Genomic DNA, 22,440 nt, shown 5'->3' on the forward strand with positions numbered 1-22,440 from the left:
GTGGGGAGCCCTTGGGTGCGAACTCGCACCCCTCCTCTTCCCCCCCCCCCCCCCCCCCCCCCCCCCCCCCCCCCCCCCCCCCGCGCGGGGCGCGGGGCGGCTCAGAGGCCCGCACCCGCACGAAGTGATCATGTCGATTCGATCATTCGGCCCACTGATCATCCTTCATCTGCGTGAGTCCGGCTCGTACCGCGCGCCCACGGGGCGCGCTACGGGCGACCGCCGCCGTGATCAGTGGTGTGACGTCGGAGAACTCCTTACCGACCACGGCTGACCTGCCGCTATTGCCCGCACACCCTTCTCCGTACGGAATTGCCGCCCCGGAAAAGCCGCTCCCGGCCCCTTCGCACCGGCGTATCCAGGCATTCCTCCGGTGAATGTCCCGTGATGGACCTTGTCGAATGGGTGGCCAGGAACGCCCTTAGGGGTGATCATGAGAGTCCATAGCGCACTTCCCTGGAGGAGGCACGGGTGGCCGAGACTCTGAAGAAGGGCAGCCGGGTGACCGGCGCCGCGCGCGAGAAGCTCGCGGCAGACCTGAAGAAGAAGTACGACTCCGGTGCGAGCATCCGGGCGCTGGCCGAAGAGACCGGCCGCTCCTATGGATTCGTGCACCGGATGCTCAGCGAGTCCGGCGTGACCCTGCGCGGTCGCGGCGGTGCCACACGGGGCAAGAAGGCCGCCACGGCCTGAGGGCTCCGCGAGTATCAAGGGCCGGGGGCGGTCCGGCGGGTCCGGTTGGTTACTCTTCGGTAATCCAGTCCGGTCCGCTCGGAGGTGCCCAGTGCCCGACGCCAAGATCCTGCTCGAACGTGACGGAGTCCGGCTAGCCGTCGACGACTCCGTCGCGCACATCACCCTGTGCAATCCGGCCAAGCGCAACGCTCAGTCGCCCGCCCTGTGGCGTGCCCTGACCGAGGCGGGCCAGTTGCTGCCGGGACAGGTACGCGTCGTCGTGCTGCGCGGTGAGGGCGTGTCCTTCTCCGCGGGCCTCGACCGCCAGGCGTTCACGCCCGAGGGCTTCGACGGTGAGCCGTCGTTCCTCGACCTCGCGCGTGGCTCGGAGGCCGGACTCGACGCTGCCATCGCCACGTACCAGGACGCCTTCACCTGGTGGCGGCGGACCGACGTGATCACGGTCGCCGCGGTCCAGGGCCACGCCATCGGCGCGGGCTTCCAGCTCGCCCTCGCCTGCGATCTGCGCGTCTGCGCGGACGACGCGCAATTCGCCATGCGCGAGACCGGTCTCGGCCTGGTCCCCGACCTCACCGGCACCAAGCCGCTGGTCGAACTGGTCGGATACGGCCGCGCCCTGGAGATCTGCGCCACCGGCCGCTTCGTGCACGCCGACGAGGCCGAGCGCACCGGCCTGGCCAACCTCGTCGTGCCCGCCGCCGAACTCGACGCCGCCGTCACCGACCTGGTCGGCGCCCTGCTCGCGCCGCCGCGCGACGCGGTCGTCGAGACCAAGGGCCTGCTGCGCGGCGCCGCCGCCCACACCGAGAAGGAGCAGTACGCGGCCGAACGCGCCGCCCAGGGCCGCCGCCTGCGCGACCTGGCGGGCGTGGGCGAGTAGCCGCCCGTCCGCGCCGGACGTTTCACGGGGCGCGGGAGGTATCAGCCCGCGTCCGTCACCACGATGGCGGTACGCACCGGACCGGGCGCGCCCTCGGCCGCCGCGACCGCGACGGCGGCGGCCACCGACCGGGCCACCTCCAGCGGCCGGTGGCCCGGCGACACCGCGATCTGCACCTGGACGCGGCGGCCCGGCGCCTCGCCGGAGCCCGCCGAATCCCCGGCCGAATCCGCCGCCGTGTCCTGGATCCGCACACCGGAGCCGAGGCCGACCGGCCGCCTGCTCAGCCGCACGACACCGGGCACGGTCAGCGCCGCGGTTGCCACGGCTTCCGCGAGGCCACTGGGGTCGAGCGGTACGGGAGCCTCGTCGCCGTCCGGCTCCGCGTCCTCGGCGCCCGCCAGCTCGCTCACGGGCGCGTCGTCACCGTCCAGCAACCCGGTGACCTGGAGGTCCACCTCCGTCACGGCGATGCCGAGCCCGTCGCGCGCGGTCGTCCACAGCACGTCGCGCAGCCGGTCGGCGGCCTGCGGCAGCGGCTCGTCGGCGGTCGCCTCGAACGACGCCTCGATCCGTACCGGCAGGTGCGGCAGCGCGCCCACCGGACCGGACTCCGGCGCCTCGCCCCCGCTTTCGGCCAGCGCCAGGGACACCCCGCCCAGCCGTACCCCGGACAGCCCCGCGGTCGTCCACCGCAGCGCGCGTACGGCCGCGCGCTCGGTCATCCAGGCGTTGTCGTCGGGGGTGCCGAGCGGGAGCAGGCGGCCCAGCGCGACCTGCTCCCGTACGGTCCGGGCCAGTCGGTCCATGGTCACCAGATATCGCCTTCCGCAGGCCGACCACTCTCTTGGGGGGTCGGAACAGCCCTCTCGCCGGTTCCCCGCAGCGCGCGGGGGCATGCGCACATAGTGTGGGGCACGGAGCAGCCCATACGAAGGGACGACTCGCGATGACGGACACCGCACAGTACGACCGGCCGGAGCCCGAGGGCTCGTCAGCGGCCGAGGGCAGGACCCTGGACAAGGGCAGCGCGGGCGGGCGCAAAGCGCTCGGCGACCCGGCCACGCGCGGCCGCACGACGATCGCCGACGGCGTGGTGGAGAAGATCGCCGGACTCGCCGCCCGTGACGTGGTCGGCGTGCACGCGATGGGCACCGGCCTGTCGCGCACCTTCGGCGCGGTCCGCGACCGCGTGCCCGGCGGCACCAAGTCGGTGTCGCGCGGCGTGAAGGCCGAGGTCGGCGAGGTGCAGACCGCGCTCGACCTGGACATCGTCGTCGAATACGGCGTGTCGATCGTCGAAGTGGCCCGCGCCGTACGGGAGAACGTGGTCAACGCCGTGGAGCGGATGACCGGTCTCGAGGTCGTCGAGGTCAACGTCGCCGTGGGCGACGTGAAACTTCCCGACGAAGATGACGACGACGAGCGTGAGCAACGGGTCCAGTAAGGGTCCAAGCCAGTGCAGACGGAGATGGTCAACACGACCAATGGGACGGAGTGCGGACGATGAGCATGGCGGTGATCGGCCTGGCCGTCGGAATGGCGCTCGGATTCGCCGGCTATTTCGGCGGGTTCGGTGCTTTTCTGCTGGTGGCGGCGCTCGGCGCGGTCGGTTTCGTGGCGGGCAAATTCCTCGACGGCGATCTGGAACCTGGGGAGTTCTTCCGCTCGCGTGACCGTGGCCGCGACCGCGACCGGCGGCGCTGATGGGGACAGCCGTCCCCGCACCGCTGCCCGCGGCCGACCGCGGGGCACTGCGGATCGCGGACCGGGTGGTCGCGAAGATCGCCGCCCAGGCGGCCGGCGAGGTCCTGACGGACGCGCCGGGCGCCGCACTGGTGCCGAAGGACCACTCCCCGCACGCCTCGGTCTCGGTCCGCAAGGACAGCGCGCGGCTGCGGCTCACCCTTGAACTGGGCTACCCCACCGACATCGGCTCGGTGTGCGGCTCGGTGCGCAGCCATGTCACCTCCCGCGTCGAGGCGTTGACCGGCATGTCGGTTCCCGAGGTCGCGGTCGAGGTGGAGCGGTTGCACTCGGCCGCCGACCGCCGCAAGGACGAGGGAAGGGTCCAGTGAGCGACAGCGAGAGTCCCTGGAAGAAGCCGGACGACGGCGCTGAGCCGGGGCAGGGGGAGCGGCGGGGCCCCGAGCAGGGTCCCGACGACGACCGCTCCCGGCGGACTCCCGAGCACGGCTCGGAACACGCTCAGGACCAGGAATACGGGGCCTCCGAGTACGGCTCCGAGCCGGCTTACGGGCAGGCTTACGGGCAGGCTTACGGGCAGGCTTCCGAAGGGGACGACGGCGGCGCCGAACACGGCTCGGAGTCCGGATACGCGGCGGCCGAGCAGGGGCCGGGCGCGGGGTACGGTCCGGCGTCCGGTCCGGGATCGTCCCCCGCGGGCGGTACCCCCGGCGTCCTCGCCGGAGGCGACACGCTCACGGACCCCGCCACCCGCACCCTTGAGCCGTACGCCCTGACCGCGGATCAGACCCCGGTCAAGGCACGCCGGTTCTGGGCCGGACGCCGGGTGCCCGCGGCGATCACCGCCGCGGTGCTCCTCGGGATCGCCGGTCTCTTCCTGTACGACATCGCCGCCGTCCGCGCCGACCGGCGCGCGATGGCCTGGCGGACCCGGCTCGCCGACGAGCTGGCCACCCGCCACCTGGACAACGTCTGGGTGATCGTCGGCGCCGCCGTGGCCGCCGTGCTCGGCCTCTGGCTGATCCTGCTCGCCCTCACACCGGGCGAGCGCGGACTGCTGCCGATGACCCGGCGCGGCGAGAACGGCGTCCGCGCCGGACTCGACCGGCACGCGGCCGAACTGGTGCTGCGCGACCGGGCGATGGAGGTACCGGGCATCCGCTGGGTACGGGTCAAGGTCGGCCGCCGCCGGATCACGGCGCACGGCTCCTCGCACTTCCGCGAACTCGACGCGGTGCGCACGGACCTGACGAACGCGCTGGGCAACGCCGTACGCCAGCTCGGCCTCGCCAAACCGCCGCAGCTCCACGTCCATGTCCAGCGCGCAGAGAAGAAAGGGTGACCGGGCGGATGCGTACCGTACTGAACCGGGTCCTGCTCGCGCTGACCGGACTCGTCCTGCTGGTCGTGGGCCTGTCCGTGCTGCTCGGCGGCCTCGACCTGCAACGCCGGTGGAATTTCACGATGCCGCACTGGTGGCCCTTCACCGGCCCCAAGGACGTGCTGCTCACCGCGCACGACAGGACCCGCTACCGCTCCGACGGCTGGTGGTGGCCGGTGGTCATCGCCGTGCTCGGCGTGCTCGTGCTCGCCGCCCTGTGGTGGCTGCTCGCCCAGGCCCGCACCCGGCGGCTGCGCCAGCTCCGGGTCGACAGCGGCGACGGACAGGGCGCGCTGCTGCGCGGCCGGGCCGTGGAGAACGTGCTGACCTCGGAGACCGAGGCGTACGACGGCGTGGAGTGGGCCAGAGCGGCGCTGCGCGGCAAGCGCGGCGCACCGGTCGCCCGGATAGTGCTGGGCCTGGCGGCCGACGCCACCCCGGACGAGGTGGTCGCCGGTCTCGACAGCGCGGTGCTCCACCGCGCCCGTACGTCGGCCGGTCTGGACAAGCTGCCCGCCGAGGCGCGGCTGCGCGCGGTCAGGCACCGCGCGGCGCGGGTCAGCTGACCCGGCCGCCCGCCCCGCTCTCGCGGAGCCCCCACCGAGCCGTCGGTGGGGGCTCTTCGCGTCCCGTCACAGGGCGCGCTGGGCGCCGCCGTCCACCGGCAGCAGCACACCGGTCAGATACGACGCGGCGGGCGAGAGCAGGAAGGCCGCGGCCCGGCCGAACTCCTCGGGCGTGCCGTAGCGCCGCAGCGGGATCGTCGCGCTCGCCCTGGCCCTGGCCGCCGCCTCGTCGCCGCCGAGCGCGTCCAGCTCCCGTACCCGGTCGGTGTCGATCCGCGACGGCAGCAGGCCGACCACCCGGATGCCGCGCGGCCCCAGCTCGGCGGCGAGGGTCTTGGCGAAGCCCGCGAGGCCGGGCCGCAGACCGTTCGACATGGCGAGGCCGGGGATCGGCTCGCGGACCGAGCCGGAGAGCACGAAGCCGATGACACCGCCGTCCGACAACTCGGCCGCGGCGGCGCGGGCCAGCCGCACCGCGCCCAGGAACACCGTCTCGAAGGACCGCAGCCACTGCTCGTCGGTGCTGTCGGCGGCGGCGCCGGCCGGCGGTCCGCCGACGCTGATCAGCACCCCGTCGACCCGGCCGAAGCGCTCGCGGGCCGCCGTCAGCAGCCGCTGCGCCGTATCCGGGGCGGAGTTGTCTGCGGCGACGCCCAACGCCGTGTCCTGGCCGCCCAGTTGCCCGGCCGCGGCGGCCACCGCCTCCGCCGTGCGCCCGGAGACCACCACCTTCGCGCCGTCGGCGACCAGTTCGCGGGCCGTGGCGAAGCCCAGGCCGCGGCTGGCGCCGGTGAGGACGTACACCCGTCCGTCGAGTCCGAGATCCATGGTCAGCAGTCCCTTATGGCAGGCACGCCCGACAGTGCGAGCGCGGTGTTGACGAGTCCGACGTGGCTGAACGCCTGCGGGAAGTTGCCCAGCAGCCGCCCGGCGACCGGGTCCCACTCCTCGGCGAGCAGCCCGACGTCGTTGCGCAACGTCAGCAGCCGCTCGAACAGTTCGGTCGCCTCGTCCTGGCGGCCGATCGCGTACAGCGCGTCCGCGAGCCAGAACGAGCAGGCCAGGAAGGCCCCTTCGGAGCCGGGCAGCCCGTCCACGCCGACCGCGTCCGGGGTGTAGCGGCGGACGAAGCCGCCCAGGTCCAGTTCGCGGCGGACCGCCTCCACCGTGCCGATCACGCGGCGGTCGGTGGGCGGCAGGAATCCCACCTGCGGGATGAGCAGCGTCGCCGCGTCCAGCTCCTCGGAGCCGTAGGACTGCGTGAAGGTGTTGCGCCGCGCGTCGTAGCCCTTCTCGCAGACCTCCGCGTGCACCTGGGCGCGCATCGAACGCCACAGCGCCACATCGCCCTTGAGTCGCGGCAGCGCCTCCACGGTCCGCACCGCGCGGTCGGCGGCGACCCAGGCCATCACCTTGGAGTGCACGAAGTGGCGGCGCGGGCCGCGGACTTCCCAGATGCCCTCGTCCGGCTGGTGCCACGCGGACTCCAGGAAGTCCATCAGGGCGCGTTGCAGATTCCAGGCGTGCGGCTCGTCGCGCATCCCGGCCGCCCGTGCCAGGAACAGCGAGTCCAACACCTCGCCGTACACGTCGAGTTGGAGCTGTCCCGCGGCGGCGTTGCCGATCCGGACCGGCGCCGAGCCCTCGTAACCGCGCAGCCACGGCACCTCGTACTCCGTCAGCCGCCGCTCGCCGCCGATGCCGTACATGATCTGGAGGTCGGCCGGGTTGCCCGCCACCGCGCGCAGCAGCCAGTCGCGCCAGGCGCCCGCCTCCTGGAGATAGCCGCCCTCCACCAGGGCGTTGAGGGTCAGCGCCGCGTCACGCAGCCAGCAGTAGCGGTAGTCCCAGTTGCGGACCCCGCCGATCTCCTCGGGCAGCGACGTGGTCGCGGCGGCGGCGATGCCACCGGTGGGCGCGTACGTCAGCGCCTTGAGCGTGATCAGCGACCGCACCACGGCCGACCGCCACGGCCCCTCGTAACGGCAGCGGGCCGACCACTCGTCCCAGTCGGCCAGGCTGTGGTCCAGCGCCTCGTACGGGTCGAACCGGCGCGGGCGCTTCTCGTGCGAGGGGTGCCAGGTCAGTATGAACGCGACCCGGTCGCCCTCGGCGACGGTGAAGTCGGAGTACGTGCGCATGTCCTTGCCGTACGCCCGGACCGGCGGGTCGCTGCGCAGCCAGACCGAGTCGGGGCCCGCGACGGCCACCCGGTGCCCGTCGGCGCGCCGCATCCACGGCACGACCGCGCCGTAGTCGAACCGCAGCGTCAGCTCGGCCCGCATGTCGACCTGGCCCGACACGCCCTCGACGATCCTGATCACATCGGGCGCCCGGTCGCGCTGCGGCATGAAGTCGGTGACCTTGACGGTCCCGGTCGGGGTCTCCCAGAAGGTGTCGAGCACCAGCGTGTCGCCCCGGTACGAGCGGTGCGAACACGTCCGCGCGCCCGTCGGCGCCAGCAGCCAGCGGCCGTTGCCCTCGTCGCCGAGCAGCGCGGCGAAGCAGGCGGCCGAGTCGAAGCGGGGCAGGCACAGCCAGTCGATGGAACCGTCCCTGCCCACCAGCGCGGCGGTCTGGAGATCGCCGATGAGCGCGTAATCCTCGATACGTCCTGGCACGGTGCCGCCTCGCCGCCTTCCGGTGGTCCTCGCCTCGCCCGGGCACGGTGTGCGCCGGGCCCTCGTCTCCGTAGCGTGCGGGGGCGGGGCGTCAGACCGCTACCGGAACGCTGCCCTCGGGTTCCTGCGGGCTCTCCGGATTGTCCTGCTTCTCGCGGGCCGCGAGCCGTTCGGCGCGCTCGCGGCGCAGCAGCACCACCCAGCCGACCGGCACCATGCCCGTGAACAGCCACCACTGGATCGCGTACGCCATGTGCGGGCCGATGCTGCTGTGGTCGGGCTCGGGGATGAGCGCGGGCTGGTGCGGACCGGGCTTCGGCGTGATGGACACCAGCTCCATGTAGCCCGAAAGCAGCGTCTGCGGCATGTACTTCGCGTCCACGGTGCTGCTGATCAGCATGATCTGCCGGTCCGGCAGGCCCGAGCGGTTGCGGATGCCCGTCGACGACGTCGTCTCGTCGGGGCGCAGCCGCCCGGTGACCGTCACTTCGCCGGACGGCGGCGGCGTGATCTTCGGGAACGCGGTCGGGTCGTTGCCCGGCGAGATCCAGCCCCGGTTCACCAGCACCGCGCGGCCGTCGGCCAGCACCAGCGGGGTGATCACGTGGTAGCCGACCTCCTGGCCGCCGCCCGACGTGTCGTCCGAGCCGTCGTTGCCCGCCGTCCGGTGCCGGGCCACCACCTCGTGCGCCGTGTCGAAGTGCCCGGTCGCCGTCACCGACTTGTACAGATCGGTCTTCGGCAGCACGGCACCCGGATGTGTCACCGACTCGACCTCGACCGGGGCGGCCTTCAGGCTCGCCGCGATGATCTTGTTGTTCGCCACCCGGTGCTCGTGCCGATGGAGCTGCCAGAAGCCCAGTCTGACCATGGTGGGCATCATGACCAGACCGAGGAGGGTGAGGATCACCCATTGGCGGGACCAGAGGAAGCGGTACACCCCACGACGGTACAACTCGGCCGGGGCGGGGCTTCCGGAGGGGGGCCTCAGGCGGGGGCGGCCGTGGTCGGACGGGGTGCGGAGCGGCCGGCCGGGCTCAGGCGATCGAGCCGACCTTGTCCACGATCCCGGCCGCGCCCTCCGCCTTCGCGCAGTGGCCGCCGCAGTACCAGTGGCCGTCCACCTCCACACCGTGGCCGACGATCCGCACCCGGCAGTGCTCGCAGATCGGCGCCATACGGTGGATGGCGCACTCGAAGCTGTCGAAGACGTGCACCGCGCCTTGGGCGTGCACTTCGAAGCTCATGACGTAGTCGTTTCCGCAAACCTCGCATCGGGCCATGTGCCCAGGCTGCTGCCGTGAGCGCGCCGGGGCAACGCGGGAGGCCCCGCGTCGCGCGAGAGTCACCTGGATGGAGCCCCGCACTGCCCGCCCGACGCGCTAGCCGTGCCCGCTCGCCGCGCTCGCCCGGTCCGCCCGGCCCGCTAGCCGTACCCGCCCGGTGCGATGCCCTAGCCGTGCACGCCCGCCGCGGGGGTGACGGCCTTCAGGAGTTCGGTGAAGCGGGCCTCGTCGATGACCGGGGTGGCGAACTGGCGGGCCTTGACGGCCTTCGAGGTGGGGGAGTCCGGGTCGTTCGTGACCAGGACGCTGGTGAGGCGGCTGACGCTGGAGGCGACGTGGAGCCCGGCGTCGGTGGCGCGGTCCTCCAGCAGCTCGCGGTCGATGCCGGTGTCACCGGAGAAGGCGACCCGCATCCCCTGGACCAGGGGCCCGTCGGGAGCGAGGCGGCCGGGGTTGGGATACGGGCACGCGGGCCGTTTGCGGGCCGGGCGCCAGCCGGTGGCGCGGTACGAGCCGGGCCCGTAGGAGGCGCCGGGGCGCGGCGAGGGGACCGTGTCGGAGCCGTCGACCCACTCGGTCAGCGGGCGGCAGGTGTGCAGCGGCAGGGGGAGACCGGCCGCGGCGGCCAGGTGCAGGCTCGGGCGGAACGCCTCCGCCAGGACGCGCGCGTCGTCGAGGGCGTGGTGGGCGCGCCGCTGCTCGACCCCGTAGTGCGCGGCCAGCGACTCCAGCTTGTGGTTGGCCAGGGGCAGCCGCAGCTCCTTGGCCAGGACGATGGTGCACAGCCGCTGCTCGACGGGTGCGACGGACCGGGCGCGCGCGTACTCGCGGGCGAGCATCGACCAGTCGAAGACCGCGTTGTGCGCCACCAGGACGCGCCCCGCGAGGCGTTCGGCGAGCTGGTCGGCGATCTCGGGGAAGAGCGGGGCGTCGGCGAGCATCGCGCTGGTGAGTCCGTGGATCCACACCGGGCCGGGGTCGCGCAGCGGGTTGACGGGCGAATACCAGTGGTCCTGCACCTCGCCGCGGGCGTCCAGCCGGTACACCGCCGCGGACACTATCCGGTCGTCCCGGCCGAGCCCCGTGGTCTCGACGTCGACCACGGCGTAACCGTCCGGATAGGCGGGAGGCCACGGGGACGGCGGCGGTGTCTGGGCGGCCAGGTTGTCGAGCATGGTCACAGAGAATACGGCTCGCCACTGACAGCTACCGCCACCCGCTTTCCTTACTTGTCGGTAACAAGGTCTGGCGGGTGCCCTGTACGCGCCTTTATGGTGCGCTCATGCCCCAACTCCCCGATGTCGTGCTGTGGTCGATACCCGCCTTCGTACTGCTCACCGTCGTCGAGATGGTGAGCTACCGCTTTCACCCCGACGAGGACTCCGCCGGATACGGCACCAAGGACACCGCCGCGAGCCTGTCGATGGGTCTCGGCAGTCTGGTCACCGACGCGCTGTGGAAGATCCCGATCGTGGCGGTCTACTCCGGGCTCTACGCGGTGACCCCGCTGCGGGTGCCCGTCGAGTGGTGGACGCTGCCCCTGATACTGCTCGCGCAGGACTTCTTCTACTACTGGTCGCACCGCGGCCACCACATGATCCGCGTCCTGTGGGCCTGCCACGTCGTGCACCACTCCAGCCGGAAGTTCAACCTCTCCACGGCGCTGCGGCAGCCCTGGACCAGCCTCACCTCCTGGCCGTTCTACCTCCCGCTGATCGCCCTCGGCGTGCACCCGGCCGCCCTCGCGTTCTGCACCGCCGTCAGTCTCGTCTACCAGTTCTGGATCCACACCGAACGCGTCGGCAAGCTGCCCGCCCCGCTGGAGTTCACCCTCAACACCCCCTCGCACCACCGCGTCCACCACGCCTCGCAGGGCGGCTACCTCGACCGCAACTTCGGCGGCATCCTCATCGTCTGGGACCGCCTCTTCCGCTCCTTCACCCCCGAGACCGACGCCCCCGTCTACGGCCTCACCAAGAACATCGCCACCTACAACCCGCTGCGGGTCGCCACCCACGAGTACGCCGCCCTCGCCCGCGACCTCCGCGCCGCCCCCACCTGGCGCGCCCGCGCCGGCTACCTCTTCCGCGGCCCCGGCTGGCGCCCCGCGGACGCGGCCGGGCCGGCCCTGACGCCCGCCGCGCCCGACCTCGCGTCCAGCCCGTCCGGGATGTGAGGACCGCGGGCCCCTGGCGTACCGTGGAGACGCCCCACCGACAACGAGCTGACCAGCGAGGACACCGCCATGCGCGCCACCGTGATCCAGGCACCCCACGACCTCAGGGTGGAGGAGGTGCCGGACGCGAGGATCCGGCGGCCCGGCGACGCGGTGGTCCGCGTGGTGCGCGCCTGCATCTGCGGAAGCGACCTGTGGGCGTACCGCGGCGAGTCGGCGCGCAAGCCCGGCCAGCGGATCGGCCACGAATTCCTCGGGGTGGTCGAGGAGACCGGCGCCGAGGTGGCGGGGCTGCGCCCCGGCGACCTGGTGGTGGCGCCCTTCGTGTGGTCGGACGGCGTGTGCGCGTACTGCGTCGAGGGCCTGACCACGTCGTGCGCGCACGGCGGCTTCTGGGGCTCGATCGGCGAGGAGGGGCAGTCCGACGGCGGCCAGGGCGAGGCCGTCCGGGTGCCGTACGCCGACGCCACGCTGGTGAAGCTGCCCGCGGCGGCGCTCAGCGACGAGCGGCTGCTGACCGCCCTGCTGTCGCTGTCCGACGTGCTGGGCACCGGCCACCACGCGGCGGTCGGCGCGGGCGTGCGGCCCGGCGCGACGGTGGCGGTGGTCGGGGACGGCGCGGTCGGCCTGTGCGGGGTCCTGGCCGCGAAGCGGCTGGGCGCCGAGCGGATCATCGCGCTCGGACGGCACACGTCGCGCACCGACATCGCGCGGGACTTCGGCGCCACCGACGTGGTCGCCGAGCGCGGCGACGAGGCCGTGGCGGCGGTACGTCAACTGACCGGCGGCCAGGGCGCGCACGCGGTGATCGAGGCGGTCGGCACCGAGCAGTCGATGCGCACCGCCGTCGGCATCACCCGCGACGGCGGCGCGATCGGCTACGTCGGCGTCCCGCACGGCAGCGGCACCGGTCTCGACCTCGGCGAGATGTTCGACCGCAACATCACCCTGCGCGGCGGCGTCGCGCCCGTCCGCACGTACATCCCGGAACTGCTCCCCGACGTGCTGAACGGCACCGTCGACCCGTCCCCGGTCTTCGACCTGACGGTCGGTCTCGAGGACGTGCCGAAGGGCTACCGCGCGATGGACGAGCGCACCGCCCTCAAGGTGCTGGTGAAGCCCTGAGGGCGGTACGCGGCCGGTAACGGCCGTGCGTGCGGGCCGTCTTGGCGGGCGTTACCGGGTGACGGCGTTCAGCGCGTCCACGATGCCGTGACCGTAGAAGCTGTTGTACGCCTTCGGCCCGGTGCAGGTGGCGTCCTGCGCGGGCCCGGTCGGGCAGCCGGGGTTGTTCGCCTCGATCTTGAGCAGCGCCTGGAGCTGCGCGGGCGAGGCGTGCGGGTGACGGCTCTTGATCAGCGCCGCGACCGCCGCCACGTGCGGGCTGGCCATCGAAGTGCCCTGGAGGTAGCCGTACGTGCCGCCGGGCAGCGTCGACAGGATGCGGCCGTTGCCGGACGGGGTGTCGGGGATCTGCCTGCTGTCGCCGCCGGGCGCGGCCACGTCGATCACGGTCAGGCCGTAACTGGAGTAGTACGACTTGAGGTTCTGGGCGCCGGTCGCGGAGACCGTGACGACGCCGGGCAGTTGGGTCGGGAGGTCGAGGCACACGTGCGGGTCGACGGTGCGGGTGACCGCGGTGGAGTCGTCCGGGCTCGATGTGTCGGTCAGGGCGTGGGAGTTGAGGTCGTCGTCGCTGTTGCCCGCGGCGGCGACGTTCAGTACGCCCTCGCGCTCGGAGTACGCGGCGGCGCGTCGCACGGCGTCCACGATGGCCCGCTGGTCGGGGTCGCTCGGGCAGTTGTAGAGCCATGGATCGATGTAATAGCTGTTGTTGGTGACCGCGATGCCGTGGTCGGCGGCGAAGACGAAGGCGCAGACCACGCTCTCCGGGTAGAACAGCGCGGTGCCCGGCTCGCTGACCTTGATCGCCGCGATCTTCACGCCGGGCGCGACCCCGGCCACGCCGATCCCGTTGCGCGCGGCGGCGATCTCACCGGCCACGTGGGTGCCGTGGTAGTCGGCCGCCGGGTCCCAGGGGTGCCAGGCGCCCGGTGAGGTGTCGGCGACGCCGCCCACACAGCTCGCGGACTGCTTGGCGGAGAAGTTCGCCGCCAGGTCGGGGTGGGTGTCGTCCACGCCGGTGTCGATGATGCCGACGGTCACCTTGGAACTGCCCGGATTGACCCCGGCCGCCTTGTCGGCCCGGATCGCCCGCAGGTCCCACTGGTCCGCCTCAAGCGGCTCCTGGCCGGGCGCCTGGTGCGTCGAGGCGGCGGCCACCTCGGCCGCGGTCAGCGTCCGTACCCCGCCCGCCTGCGTCGTCGCGGACGGCTCGATGGCGGCGGTCCTGGTCGCGCCCGCGCTCCGTACGCCGTGGACGCGCCGCAGCGTCGCGCCGAAGTCCGGGTTGGCCGAGTGCACGACGATGACGCCTATCCGGTCGTACGCGATCACCACCTGGCCGCCCGCCCGCTCTATCGCGCGCTCCACCGACCGCTGCGTGCCGCGCCCGCCGTCGATGTTGACGACGTACGACAGCAACGGGCCGTCCGTGCGCGGCGGTTGAGAGCCGTGCGCGGCGGAGGAGGCGCCGGAGGCGGAGGAATCGGAGGAAGCGGAGGCCGGGGCGGCTCCGGGGAGTACGGCGAGGGCGGCTGCCGTCACCAGACCGAGACCGGCCGCGAGCGCGCGGCGGCGCCGGGGGAGGCCGGGAAGCGGAACCATGGGATCTCCAATCGTCCATCAGCCGTGGGACGGCAGGGTCTGCCGTCCGACGTGTGCATGACGAAGGAAACTAGTGCCCAACGGCCGGTCAAAGAAGCGCAATTCCATGGATCGGTCGGAATTTCCCCGTGGCCGACGGCGGTTCAGCCATACCGGCGGCCGGATCGCAGCGCGGCGATGCTCAGCGGCGGCAGCCGGACCCGCCGCGCGTACCAGCCGGTGGGCGCGGCGGCGCCGGTTCCCGGCCGGGCGGCGGCAGGTCCCGTGAACAGGTCGGCGGGCAGGTCGGCGGGCAGCCGTACGATCCCGTACGGCCTGCGGGCCGGGAGCTGCGGCCGGTGCGACGGGGGAGGAGGGGGCGGGGGCGGAGGTGGGGTCATCGCGGCGAGTCCTCGGCGGTCCTGGGCGGCGGTCCCCGGCCCGCGGAGCGGCGGGGGACGGTGACGGCGTGGTGGGCGCCGCCGGGCTGTCCAACGAACCGGCCGCGCCGCGGTGTCGGTGTGCGGCGCCCGGTGACCTGGTCGCAGGACACGGGCGCCCCGGCCGGGCGGGCGGACGCCGGGCCGGACGGTGAGCCGACGGGACCGGACGCCGAGCCGACGGGACCGGACGCCGAGCAGCCGTTTCAACAAACTGTTGTAATTTGGCGCCCGTCGCGTACGCTGCACCGACAGGCCCCACCCGCCCGGCGGCCCCGCCGGGTTGTCCGTGCGACGTCATAGGGTGGAGGAACGGCGGCGCGCCGAGCGCCCGCCGCAGGAGCGACGGCGCGCACAAGCGTCCAGGAGGGAGGCGGAGCCCGTGCTGATCGACACCTACGGCCGAGTGGCGACCGACCTGCGCGTCTCCCTCACCGACCGCTGCAATCTGCGCTGCACCTACTGCATGCCGGAAGAGGGCCTCCAGTGGCTGGCCAAGCCCGACCTGCTCACGGACGACGAGATCGTCCGGATGGTCGGGATCGCGGTCCACGAGCTGGGCGTCACCGACGTCCGCTTCACCGGCGGCGAGCCGCTGCTGCGGCCCGGCCTGGTCGGCATCGTCGAGCGCTGCGCCGCCCTGGAGCCGCGTCCCCGGCTGTCGCTGACCACCAACGGCATCGGCCTGCGCCGCACCGCCGACGCGCTGCGCGCCGCGGGTCTCGACCGGGTCAATGTCTCCCTCGACACCCTGCGCCCCGAGGTCTTCCACACCCTCACCCGCCGCGACCGGCACCACGACGTCGTCGCGGGCATGGCGGCGGCGGCCGACGCGGGCCTGACCCCGGTGAAGATCAACACAGTGCTGATGCGCGGTGTCAACGACGACGAGGCGCCCGACCTGCTGGCCTGGGCCGTCGAGCGGGGATACGAGCTGCGGTTCATCGAGCAGATGCCGCTGGACGCGCAGCACGGCTGGCAGCGCACCGACATGGTCACCGCGGACGAGATACTCGACCGCCTGCGGACCCGCTTCACCCTGACCCCCGAGGGCGAGACGGTCCGCGGCTCCGCGCCCGCCGAGCGCTGGCTGGTCGACGGCGGCCCGGCCACGGTCGGCGTCATCGGCTCGGTCACCCGGCCGTTCTGCCGCGCCTGCGACCGCACCCGGCTCACCGCCGACGGCCAGGTCCGCAACTGCCTGTTCGCCCGCGAGGAGTCCGACCTGCGCGGCCCGCTGCGCTCCGGCGCCGACGACGAGCGGATGGCGGAGCTGTGGCGGGCGGCGATGTGGGGCAAGAAGGCGGGCTCGGGCCTCGACGACCCGGCCTTCCTCCAGCCCGACCGCCCCATGTCGGCCATCGGCGGCTGAACCGCCGCACCCTGAGGCCGCTCGGAGAACCGCCGCACGCTGAGGCTCCTCGGAGAATCGCCGCCCCCGGAGCCCCCGGAGCCCCGTCGCGCCGCTACCGCTCCCGCTCTCCCCGCTCCCACTCCGCCAGCGGCACGACGTCCTTCAGGAACCCGCGCATCCCCAGGAACTGCGACAGGTGCTCGCGGTGCTCGTCGCACGCCAGCCACGTCTTGCGCCGCTCCGGCGTGTGGATCTTGGGGTTGTTCCAGGCCAGCACCCACACGGCGGGGGTACGGCAGTCCTTGGCCGAGCAGATCGGCTTCTCGTTCTCGTTCACAGTGTTCCCGGCATCGCTCACGACGCCCAGTAAACAGAACCGCCGCTGGACATGGCGACGCCGGGCAGCCACGGGGGGAGCCGCCCGGCGTCGGTCCGTCGCTCCGACGGGGGATGCGGAGCGCGTACGAAGTATGTCACGCGCTCAACCGTCCGTGGAGTGGAACTTCACGATTGATCTGAGCTTTTCTTGAGGTTCGGCGGCACGGGTACCGGCACCGGCTCGCCGTAGCCCTCAGGATCGGACGGATCGCCCATTTCGAGCATCGGCCTGGCCTGCGGAAGGACGAACGACGACGGCAGCGAGGGCACGTTCTCCCGGCCCGCGTTCGCGAACACCACCGCCACGTACGGCAGCAGCAGCCCGACCACGAGCATCCCCCAGGCCAGTACCCGCTCCACGTCCCAGAGCACCACGGTGAGGATCACCGAGAGAGTACGGATCGACATCGAGATGATGTACCTGCGCTGCCGTCCGGCCACGTCCTCGGTCAGACCGGTACGCGCTCCCGTGATCTGGAAGACCTCAGGCCCGCCCTGCTTCCGCATCGCGCTCCACCACCCGCTCGCTCCGCCGGACTCTCCTGAGCACGGGTCGGCGCCCGGCCCGGCCTCACCACGGTACGCCGCGTACCGCCCGCCTTCGATAGCGGGGGCACCATCCGTGCGGCGCCGCTGTCGGGCCGTACGGCGGACGGCCCACTCGACATGCGGCGTAGCCGGAGCGGGCACAGACTGGCCGGACGAGTTCCGGGCGTACGCCGTCCGGACGCGAGGAGGCGAGTGACATGGGTTGGTTGTGGGCGATCATCGTCGGTCTGGTGCTGGGTCTGATCGCCAAGGCGATCCTCCCCGGCAAGCAGTCCCTGCCGCTGTGGCTCACCGTGATCTGCGGTATGGGCGGCAGCATTCTCGGCAACGCCGTGTCGACCTGGATCGGCGTCAACGACACCAAGGGCATCGACTGGACCCGGCACGTGCTGCAACTCATCGGCGCCGTCGTCGTCGTGGCGATCGGCGACGCCCTGTGGTCGATGTTCAAGGGCACGCGCAAGACCGCCGCACCGCGGTGACGCCCGCACCGCGGTGACGCTCAGCCCGTGGGGTGCCGCCGCAGCCACCGCGGCGGCACCCGGTCGGTCAGCCACACGCCGTTGGCGCTGATCCGGAAGACATGGCCCTCGGCGGCCAGCCCCCTGGCGTCCACCGCGAGCACCACAGGACGGCCGTGCCGTGATCCCACGCGCACGGCCGTCTCCACGTCCCGTCCACCCATCCGGCCTCGTCGAGAGTGAGGCCGACGCTCTCGGGCCGGTGCCGCAGCACCATCGACAGGAACCTGGAGATCCTGACCGTCTTCTTCTCGTCGGGCACGGGCGTCAGACCCCCTGGCTGACCGAACTCATGTTGAAGTCCGGAATCCGCAGGGCCGGGGCGGCGGCCCTGGTGAAGTAGTCGCTCCACTCGCGCGGCAGCGTCCGCTCGGTGCGGCCCGCCTCGGCGGCGCGGCCGAGCAGGTCCACCGGGGACTCGTTGAAACGGAAGTTGTTGACCTCGCCGGTCACCTCACCGTTCTCCACCAGGTAGACGCCGTCGCGGGTGAGGCCGGTCAGCAGCAGCGTGGCCGGATCGACCTCGCGGATATACCACAGGCAGGTCAGCAGCAGACCGCGCTCGGTGGCCGCGACCATCTCGTCCAGCGACCGCTCGCCGCCGCCGTCCAGCACCAGGTTGTCGGCGGCGGGCGCGACCGGCAGGCCGGTCAGCCCGGCGCTGTGCCGGGTGGTGGTGAGCCGGGCGAGCGAGCCCTCGTGGATCCAGTTCACCGGCTCCACCGGCAGCCCGTTGTCGAACACCGAGGTGTCGTCGCCCGAGGAGTGCGCGATCACGAACGGCGCCGCCTCCAGGCCGGGCTCCGCCGGGTCGCTGCGCAGGGTCAGCGGCAGCGGCGACAGCTTCTCGCCGACCCGGGTCCCGCCGCCGGGCTTGCTGAAGACCGTACGGCCCTCGGCGGCGTCCCGTGCCGCGGCCGACCAGAACTGGTAGATCATCAGGTCCGCGACGGCCGACGGCGGCAGCAGCGTCTCGTACCGGCCCGCGGGCAGGTCGATCCGGCGCTCGGCCCAGACCAGCCGGCGGGCCAGGTCGGCGTCCATCGCCAGCGGGTCCACGTCGGTGAAGTCGCGGGTGGCCGCGCCCGCCCACGCCGAGCGCCTGCGGTCGGGGGACTTCGCGTTCACCTCAAGGGTGCCGGTCGGCTGGTCGTGCCGCAGCCGCAGCCCGGCCGAGGTGCCCAGATACGTCGACGTCACCGAGTGGAAGGCGAAGCCGTACAGCTCACGGCCGCCCGCCCGCGCCGTCGCGAACGCCTCGCCGAGCGCGGGCGCGAAGGACGCGAAGACGTCGGAGTTGGTCTCGGCGGGCCCGTCGGTGAAGGCCGCCGAGTGCGGCACGCCCGTCACCAGCGGCTGCGCGTCCTCGGCGGGACCGGCCTCGCGGGCCGCCGCCTCGGCCGCCCGTACCAGCGGCTCCAGCTCGTCGGCGGTCACGGCCGAGCGGGACACCACACCGGACGCGGTGCCCTCGGCGCCGTCCACGGTGGCGATCACGGTGAGGGTACGGCCGCGCGTGACGCCGTTGGTGGTCAGGGAGTTGGCCGCCCAGCGCAGATTCGCGCTGGACTCCTCCTGGGCGATCACCACGCAGCCGTCCGCGTTCGACAGCTCAAGCGCCCGTTCGACGATCTCGTGCGGCTTGGTCGTCACGCTGCTCATCGTCCGGCCTCCTGGGTGGTGTTGAGAATGCTGACGCCCCGGAAGAGGGCGGCCGGGCAGCCGTGGCTGACGGCCGCGACCTGGCCCGGCTGGGCCTTGCCGCAGTTGAAGGCACCGCCGAGCACATACGTCTGCGGGCCGCCGACGGCGTCCATCGAGCCCCAGAAGTCGGTGGTGGTGGCCTGGTAGGCGACGTCCTTGAGCTGGCCCGCGAGCCGCCCGTTCTCGATCCGGAAGAACCGCTGCCCGGTGAACTGGAAGTTGTAGCGCTGCATGTCGATGGACCACGAGCGGTCGCCGACGACGTAGATGCCGCGTTCGACGCCGCCGATCAGCTCCTCGGTCGAAGGACCGTCGGGCGCGGGCCGCAGCGAGACGTTCGCCATCCGCTGCACCGGGACATGGCCGGGGGAGTCGGCGTACGCGCAGCCGTTGGACCGCTCGAAGCCGGTGAGCTTCGCGATCCGCCGGTCGAGCTGGTAGCCGACGAGCGTGCCGTCCTTGATCAGGTCCCAGGACTGTCCCGCCACGCCCTCGTCGTCGAAGCCGACGGTGGCCAGGCCGTGCTCCGCCGTACGGTCACCGGTCACATTCATCAGCGGCGAGCCGTACTTGAGCGTGCCGAGCTGGTCGAAGGTGGCGAAGGAGGTGCCCGCGTACGCCGCCTCGTACCCCAGCGCGCGGTCCAACTCCGTGGCGTGGCCGATCGATTCGTGGATCGTCAGCCACAGGTTGGACGGGTCGACCACCAGGTCGTACGCGCCCGCCTCGACCGAGGGCGCGCGCATCTTCTCGGCCAGCAGCTCCGGGATACGGGCCAGCTCCGCGTCCCAGTCCCAGCCGTGGTCCGCGCCGGTCAGATACTCCCAGCCGCGGCCGACCGGCGGCGCGAGCGTGCGCATCGAGTCGAAGTCGCCGCTGTCGCCGTCGACGGCGACAGCGGTGAGCTGCGAATGGAGGCGGACGCGCTGCTGCGTGGTCGTGGTGCCCGCGGTGTCCGCGTAGAACTTGTTCTCCTGCACGGTCATCAGCGAGGCGTCCGCGTGGTCGACCCCGTCGGCCGCCAGCAGCCGGGCGCTCCACTCCGCGAGCAGCGCCGTCTTCTCCGCGTCCGGCACGTCGAACGGGTTGATGTCGTACGCCGACACCCACACCCGGTCCGCGTGCACCGGCTCGTCGGCCAGCTCCACCCGCTCCCGCGACCCCGCCGCGGCGATCACCTTCGCGGATAGCTTGGCCATCGCGACCGCCTGCGAGGCGACCTTGGCCGCCGCGTCCATCGTCAGGTCGACCCCGGAGGCGAAGCCCCAGGCGCCGCCGTGCACCACCCGTACCGCGTACCCCAGATCGGTGGTGTCGGAGGTGCCCGACGGGCGCGCGTCGCGCAGCCGCCAGGTCGCGCCGCGCACCCGCTCCAGCCGGAAATCGGCGTGGTCCGCGCCCAGCGCGCGGGCGCGGGCCAGTGCGGCGTCGGCGAGTGCCCGCAGGGGCAGCGCCAGGAATGACTGATCGACCTCATGAGGCACGACGAACTTCCCCTTCGACCGTTCGACAGGTATCCGCAGTGAATCATGTCCCGCCGACCGCCAGCGCGTGCTTTTCCGCAGGACGCGGCGTGTGCCGGGGCGGGCGGCCGGCGAATCGTCAGATGCCAATCCGTGCCGAGACCTTGAGGTTGGTCCAGACCAATCTCTATGCTCATGACGCCGCCCTCACTCCTGTCCGCTGCACCACACTCCGCACGACGAGGAGCCCCCCACATGTCAGTACGCCGTAATGCCGCCGCGGTCGGCGCGGTCGGCGCCGCCGCCTTGACGATCGCCGCGCTCACGCCGGTGACCGCCAGCGCCCACGGCGCGCTCAGCGCACCGGTCAGCCGGATCTCCGGCTGCTTCGCCGAAGGCCCCGAACACCCCCAGTCGCAGGTCTGCAAGGACCTGGTCGCCGACAGCGGCACCCAGCCGCTGTACGACTGGAACGAGGTGAACATCGCCAACGCCAACGGCCAGAGCCGCACGATCATCCCCGACGGCCACCTCTGCTCGGCCAACCGCGACAAGTACCGGGCGCTGGACTGGGCCCGCACCGACTGGCCCGCCACCGCGGTCTCGGCGGGCACCACCACCGTCAACTTCCGTGTCACCGCGCCGCACAAGGGCACGATGACGCTGTACATCACCAAGGCCGGATACGACCCGACCAAGCCGCTCAAGTGGTCCGACCTGGACGCCACCCCGATCGCCGTCTACAACACCGTCGCCTCCGCGACGAACGGCTACTACACCTTCAACGCCACCCTGCCCAGCCGCACCGGCAGGCAGCTCATCTACCAGGTGTGGCAGCGCAGTGACAGCCCCGAGGCCTTCTACGGCTGCTCCGATGTCGTCTTCGGCCAGGGGGTACAAGCGGCGGCGGTCGCCGCGCCCCAGGCGCCGACCGACCGGCAGATCGCGGCCGGCGCGTCCAAGTCCACCGTCAGCCACCACGGTCACGGCGGCGACGTCGCCGTGACATCCACCACGGCGAAGCTCGCGACCAGCGACGTGACCGACAACCGCGCGGCCACCGGCACCCTGGAGACCGCCCTGTCCGGCAGCGCCGTTCTGGCGTCGGGCGCCGTGGGACTGCTGCTCTGGAGCCGCCGCAGGGCCGCCGCCCGCGCGAACGGCTGACCCATGGTTCTGTAGGAAACCCACAGGGACCACGGGAGCAGCCTGTCGGGGCCGATTCCCCGGATCGGTGCGAGGACCGATAGCTTTTCACGGAGAAACTCACGACTGAGGGAGTGATCCGTTGAGCCGCTCGGTTCTCGTCACCGGAGGCAACCGGGGCATCGGCCTCGCCATCGCGCGTGCCTTCGCCGACGCGGGCGACAAGGTCGCCATCACCTACCGCTCGGGTGAGCCGCCCGCCGAACTGGTGGCGCTCGGCTGCCTGGCCGTCCGCTGCGACATCACCGACCCCGAGCAGGTGGAACAGGCTTACAAGGAGATCGAGGAGAAGCACGGGAACGTGGAGGTGCTGGTCGCCAACGCCGGCATCACCAAGGACCAGCTCCTCATGCGGATGTCGGAGGAGGACTTCACGTCCGTCCTCGACACCAACCTCACCGGAACCTTCCGGGTCGTGAAGCGCGCGAACCGCGGCATGCTGCGGGCCAAGAAGGGCCGCGTCGTCCTGATCTCCTCCGTGGTCGGGCTGCTGGGCTCCGCGGGACAGGCCAACTACGCGGCCTCCAAGGCGGGGCTGGTCGGATTCGCCCGCTCGCTCGCCCGTGAACTGGGCTCGCGCAACATCACCTTCAACGTCGTGGCGCCCGGTTTCGTCGACACCGACATGACCCAGGCGCTCACCGACGAGCAGCGCGAGGGCATCGTGGCGCAGGTGCCCCTCGGCCGCTACGCGAAGCCCGAGGAGATCGCCGCGACGGTGCGGTTCCTCACCTCGGACGACGCCTCGTACATCACTGGAGCCGTCATCCCCGTTGACGGCGGATTGGGCATGGGTCACTGAGAAC

Annotated in this window: 24 protein-coding genes and 2 pseudogenes; 13 read left to right on the top strand and 13 right to left on the bottom strand. The window is 72.5% G+C overall.

Annotation, left to right across the window (positions count from 1 at the left end; genetic code table 11):
• Positions 1-471 precede the first annotated feature (471 nt).
• Positions 472-693, top strand: a complete 222-nt coding sequence (locus tag ACZ4EF_RS28025) for a helix-turn-helix domain-containing protein (protein WP_188281871.1) — start codon at positions 472-474, stop codon at positions 691-693.
• Positions 694-784: 91 nt separating this feature from the next.
• The gene (locus ACZ4EF_RS28030) at positions 785-1,576 is read left to right on the top strand and encodes an enoyl-CoA hydratase/isomerase family protein (RefSeq protein WP_355333722.1); all 792 of its coding nucleotides are present in this window, start codon (positions 785-787) and stop codon (positions 1,574-1,576) included.
• A 41-nt stretch (positions 1,577-1,617) separates the two neighbouring features.
• On the opposite strand, the gene ACZ4EF_RS28035 is transcribed toward ACZ4EF_RS28030, so the two are convergent.
• On the bottom strand, positions 1,618-2,385 hold the full coding sequence (locus ACZ4EF_RS28035) for a nucleopolyhedrovirus P10 family protein (protein WP_467506878.1): 768 nt from the start codon (positions 2,383-2,385) through the stop codon (positions 1,618-1,620).
• A gap of 140 nt (positions 2,386-2,525) precedes the next feature.
• On the opposite strand from ACZ4EF_RS28035, the gene ACZ4EF_RS28040 reads away from it, so the two are divergent.
• The 5 genes and pseudogenes from ACZ4EF_RS28040 to amaP all read left to right on the top strand — a co-directional run bounded on the left by ACZ4EF_RS28040 (position 2,526) and on the right by amaP (position 5,230).
• Positions 2,526-3,023 (top strand): Asp23/Gls24 family envelope stress response protein, encoded by a 498-nt coding sequence (locus ACZ4EF_RS28040; protein ID WP_355333717.1) that lies wholly within the window; start codon positions 2,526-2,528, stop codon positions 3,021-3,023.
• A gap of 59 nt (positions 3,024-3,082) precedes the next feature.
• On the top strand, positions 3,083-3,283 hold the full coding sequence (locus ACZ4EF_RS28045) for a hypothetical protein (protein ID WP_188281874.1): 201 nt from the start codon (positions 3,083-3,085) through the stop codon (positions 3,281-3,283).
• Positions 3,283-3,654, top strand: coding sequence for an Asp23/Gls24 family envelope stress response protein (locus ACZ4EF_RS28050; RefSeq protein ID WP_355333713.1), 372 nt, complete (start codon positions 3,283-3,285; stop codon positions 3,652-3,654). The genes ACZ4EF_RS28045 and ACZ4EF_RS28050 overlap by 1 nt, the downstream gene beginning before the upstream one ends.
• Before the next feature lie 428 nt (positions 3,655-4,082).
• Positions 4,083-4,625, top strand: a pseudogene (locus ACZ4EF_RS28055) (DUF6286 domain-containing protein); the annotation flags it as partial.
• An 8-nt stretch (positions 4,626-4,633) separates the two neighbouring features.
• Positions 4,634-5,230, top strand: coding sequence for an alkaline shock response membrane anchor protein AmaP (gene amaP, locus ACZ4EF_RS28060; RefSeq protein ID WP_391159633.1), 597 nt, complete (start codon positions 4,634-4,636; stop codon positions 5,228-5,230).
• A 66-nt stretch (positions 5,231-5,296) separates the two neighbouring features.
• On the opposite strand, the gene ACZ4EF_RS28065 is transcribed toward amaP, so the two are convergent.
• The 5 genes from ACZ4EF_RS28065 to ACZ4EF_RS28085 all read right to left on the bottom strand — a co-directional run bounded on the left by ACZ4EF_RS28065 (position 5,297) and on the right by ACZ4EF_RS28085 (position 10,312).
• Positions 5,297-6,058 carry an SDR family oxidoreductase gene (locus ACZ4EF_RS28065; protein WP_391044197.1) on the bottom strand — a complete coding sequence of 254 codons (762 nt, stop codon included), beginning with the start codon at positions 6,056-6,058 and terminating at the stop codon, positions 5,297-5,299.
• Between the two features lie 2 nt (positions 6,059-6,060).
• Positions 6,061-7,851, bottom strand: coding sequence for a glycoside hydrolase family 15 protein (locus ACZ4EF_RS28070; protein WP_467506841.1), 1,791 nt, complete (start codon positions 7,849-7,851; stop codon positions 6,061-6,063).
• A gap of 91 nt (positions 7,852-7,942) precedes the next feature.
• Complete coding sequence (locus ACZ4EF_RS28075; protein WP_355333702.1) at positions 7,943-8,791, bottom strand: SURF1 family cytochrome oxidase biogenesis protein; 849 nt, start codon at positions 8,789-8,791, stop codon at positions 7,943-7,945.
• Between the two features lie 97 nt (positions 8,792-8,888).
• Positions 8,889-9,134: a hypothetical protein gene (locus ACZ4EF_RS28080; RefSeq protein ID WP_188281880.1), complete on the bottom strand. Its 246-nt coding sequence runs from the start codon at positions 9,132-9,134 to the stop codon at positions 8,889-8,891.
• 170 nt (positions 9,135-9,304) lie between these two features.
• Positions 9,305-10,312, bottom strand: coding sequence for a DEDDh family exonuclease (locus tag ACZ4EF_RS28085; protein ID WP_467344117.1), 1,008 nt, complete (start codon positions 10,310-10,312; stop codon positions 9,305-9,307).
• Positions 10,313-10,419: 107 nt separating this feature from the next.
• On the opposite strand from ACZ4EF_RS28085, the gene ACZ4EF_RS28090 reads away from it, so the two are divergent.
• Together ACZ4EF_RS28090 and ACZ4EF_RS28095 are read left to right on the top strand one after the other, a co-directional pair.
• Positions 10,420-11,313: a sterol desaturase family protein gene (locus ACZ4EF_RS28090; protein ID WP_391044203.1), complete on the top strand. Its 894-nt coding sequence runs from the start codon at positions 10,420-10,422 to the stop codon at positions 11,311-11,313.
• 69 nt (positions 11,314-11,382) lie between these two features.
• A complete protein-coding gene (locus ACZ4EF_RS28095; RefSeq protein ID WP_402713814.1) occupies positions 11,383-12,438 on the top strand; it encodes a zinc-dependent alcohol dehydrogenase family protein in 1,056 nt (351 codons plus the stop codon).
• Positions 12,439-12,489: 51 nt separating this feature from the next.
• Here the strand turns inward: ACZ4EF_RS28095 and ACZ4EF_RS28100 are convergent, their stop codons facing one another.
• Positions 12,490-14,040 (bottom strand): S8 family peptidase, encoded by a 1,551-nt coding sequence (locus ACZ4EF_RS28100; protein ID WP_467506844.1) that lies wholly within the window; start codon positions 14,038-14,040, stop codon positions 12,490-12,492.
• Positions 14,041-14,183: 143 nt separating this feature from the next.
• Positions 14,184-14,420, bottom strand: coding sequence for a hypothetical protein (locus ACZ4EF_RS28105; RefSeq protein ID WP_467506846.1), 237 nt, complete (start codon positions 14,418-14,420; stop codon positions 14,184-14,186).
• Between the two features lie 421 nt (positions 14,421-14,841).
• On the opposite strand from ACZ4EF_RS28105, the gene moaA reads away from it, so the two are divergent.
• Complete coding sequence (gene moaA, locus ACZ4EF_RS28110; protein WP_355333688.1) at positions 14,842-15,831, top strand: GTP 3',8-cyclase MoaA; 990 nt, start codon at positions 14,842-14,844, stop codon at positions 15,829-15,831.
• A gap of 94 nt (positions 15,832-15,925) precedes the next feature.
• On the opposite strand, the gene ACZ4EF_RS28115 is transcribed toward moaA, so the two are convergent.
• Complete coding sequence (locus ACZ4EF_RS28115) at positions 15,926-16,171, bottom strand: hypothetical protein (protein WP_391044209.1); 246 nt, start codon at positions 16,169-16,171, stop codon at positions 15,926-15,928.
• A 146-nt stretch (positions 16,172-16,317) separates the two neighbouring features.
• Positions 16,318-16,698 carry a DUF3099 domain-containing protein gene (locus ACZ4EF_RS28120; RefSeq protein WP_355333686.1) on the bottom strand — a complete coding sequence of 127 codons (381 nt, stop codon included), beginning with the start codon at positions 16,696-16,698 and terminating at the stop codon, positions 16,318-16,320.
• A gap of 239 nt (positions 16,699-16,937) precedes the next feature.
• Here ACZ4EF_RS28120 and ACZ4EF_RS28125 point away from each other — a divergent pair, with 239 nt between their 5' ends.
• A complete protein-coding gene (locus ACZ4EF_RS28125) occupies positions 16,938-17,222 on the top strand; it encodes a GlsB/YeaQ/YmgE family stress response membrane protein (protein ID WP_355333683.1) in 285 nt (94 codons plus the stop codon).
• A gap of 20 nt (positions 17,223-17,242) precedes the next feature.
• On the opposite strand, the pseudogene ACZ4EF_RS28130 reads toward ACZ4EF_RS28125, so the two are convergent.
• The 3 genes and pseudogenes from ACZ4EF_RS28130 to ACZ4EF_RS28140 form a co-directional block, all read right to left on the bottom strand.
• Positions 17,243-17,478 (bottom strand): annotated as a pseudogene (locus tag ACZ4EF_RS28130) (RNA 2'-phosphotransferase).
• Positions 17,479-17,528: 50 nt separating this feature from the next.
• Positions 17,529-18,923 (bottom strand): metallopeptidase TldD-related protein, encoded by a 1,395-nt coding sequence (locus tag ACZ4EF_RS28135; RefSeq protein ID WP_355333681.1) that lies wholly within the window; start codon positions 18,921-18,923, stop codon positions 17,529-17,531.
• Complete coding sequence (locus tag ACZ4EF_RS28140; RefSeq protein ID WP_355333678.1) at positions 18,920-20,449, bottom strand: TldD/PmbA family protein; 1,530 nt, start codon at positions 20,447-20,449, stop codon at positions 18,920-18,922. The genes ACZ4EF_RS28135 and ACZ4EF_RS28140 overlap by 4 nt, the downstream gene beginning before the upstream one ends.
• A 234-nt stretch (positions 20,450-20,683) precedes the next feature.
• On the opposite strand from ACZ4EF_RS28140, the gene ACZ4EF_RS28145 reads away from it, so the two are divergent.
• Positions 20,684-21,595, top strand: a complete 912-nt coding sequence (locus ACZ4EF_RS28145; RefSeq protein ID WP_355333676.1) for a lytic polysaccharide monooxygenase auxiliary activity family 9 protein — start codon at positions 20,684-20,686, stop codon at positions 21,593-21,595.
• Positions 21,596-21,716: 121 nt separating this feature from the next.
• A complete protein-coding gene (gene fabG / locus ACZ4EF_RS28150; RefSeq protein WP_188281889.1) occupies positions 21,717-22,436 on the top strand; it encodes a 3-oxoacyl-[acyl-carrier-protein] reductase in 720 nt (239 codons plus the stop codon).
• The last annotated feature ends 4 nt before the right edge of the window (positions 22,437-22,440 follow it).

The organism is Streptomyces sp. NPDC025721 (assembly GCF_055558595.1).

Excerpts from the sequence above, each read along its gene's own strand:
- ACZ4EF_RS28035 (WP_467506878.1), bottom strand. The coding sequence starts at position 2,385 with ATGGACCGACTGGCCCGGACCGTACGGGAGCAGGTCGCGCTGGGCCGC.
- ACZ4EF_RS28040 (WP_355333717.1), top strand. The coding sequence starts at position 2,526 with ATGACGGACACCGCACAGTACGACCGGCCGGAGCCCGAGGGCTCGTCA.
- ACZ4EF_RS28045 (WP_188281874.1), top strand. The coding sequence starts at position 3,083 with ATGAGCATGGCGGTGATCGGCCTGGCCGTCGGAATGGCGCTCGGATTC.
- ACZ4EF_RS28050 (WP_355333713.1), top strand. The coding sequence starts at position 3,283 with ATGGGGACAGCCGTCCCCGCACCGCTGCCCGCGGCCGACCGCGGGGCA.
- amaP (WP_391159633.1), top strand. The coding sequence starts at position 4,634 with ATGCGTACCGTACTGAACCGGGTCCTGCTCGCGCTGACCGGACTCGTC.
- ACZ4EF_RS28065 (WP_391044197.1), bottom strand. The coding sequence starts at position 6,058 with ATGGATCTCGGACTCGACGGACGGGTGTACGTCCTCACCGGCGCCAGC.
- ACZ4EF_RS28080 (WP_188281880.1), bottom strand. The coding sequence starts at position 9,134 with ATGGCCCGATGCGAGGTTTGCGGAAACGACTACGTCATGAGCTTCGAA.
- ACZ4EF_RS28085 (WP_467344117.1), bottom strand. The coding sequence starts at position 10,312 with ATGCTCGACAACCTGGCCGCCCAGACACCGCCGCCGTCCCCGTGGCCT.
- ACZ4EF_RS28090 (WP_391044203.1), top strand. The coding sequence starts at position 10,420 with ATGCCCCAACTCCCCGATGTCGTGCTGTGGTCGATACCCGCCTTCGTA.
- ACZ4EF_RS28095 (WP_402713814.1), top strand. The coding sequence starts at position 11,383 with ATGCGCGCCACCGTGATCCAGGCACCCCACGACCTCAGGGTGGAGGAG.
- ACZ4EF_RS28100 (WP_467506844.1), bottom strand. The coding sequence starts at position 14,040 with ATGGTTCCGCTTCCCGGCCTCCCCCGGCGCCGCCGCGCGCTCGCGGCC.
- ACZ4EF_RS28105 (WP_467506846.1), bottom strand. The coding sequence starts at position 14,420 with ATGACCCCACCTCCGCCCCCGCCCCCTCCTCCCCCGTCGCACCGGCCG.
- ACZ4EF_RS28120 (WP_355333686.1), bottom strand. The coding sequence starts at position 16,698 with ATGCGGAAGCAGGGCGGGCCTGAGGTCTTCCAGATCACGGGAGCGCGT.
- ACZ4EF_RS28125 (WP_355333683.1), top strand. The coding sequence starts at position 16,938 with ATGGGTTGGTTGTGGGCGATCATCGTCGGTCTGGTGCTGGGTCTGATC.
- ACZ4EF_RS28135 (WP_355333681.1), bottom strand. The coding sequence starts at position 18,923 with ATGAGCAGCGTGACGACCAAGCCGCACGAGATCGTCGAACGGGCGCTT.
- ACZ4EF_RS28145 (WP_355333676.1), top strand. The coding sequence starts at position 20,684 with ATGTCAGTACGCCGTAATGCCGCCGCGGTCGGCGCGGTCGGCGCCGCC.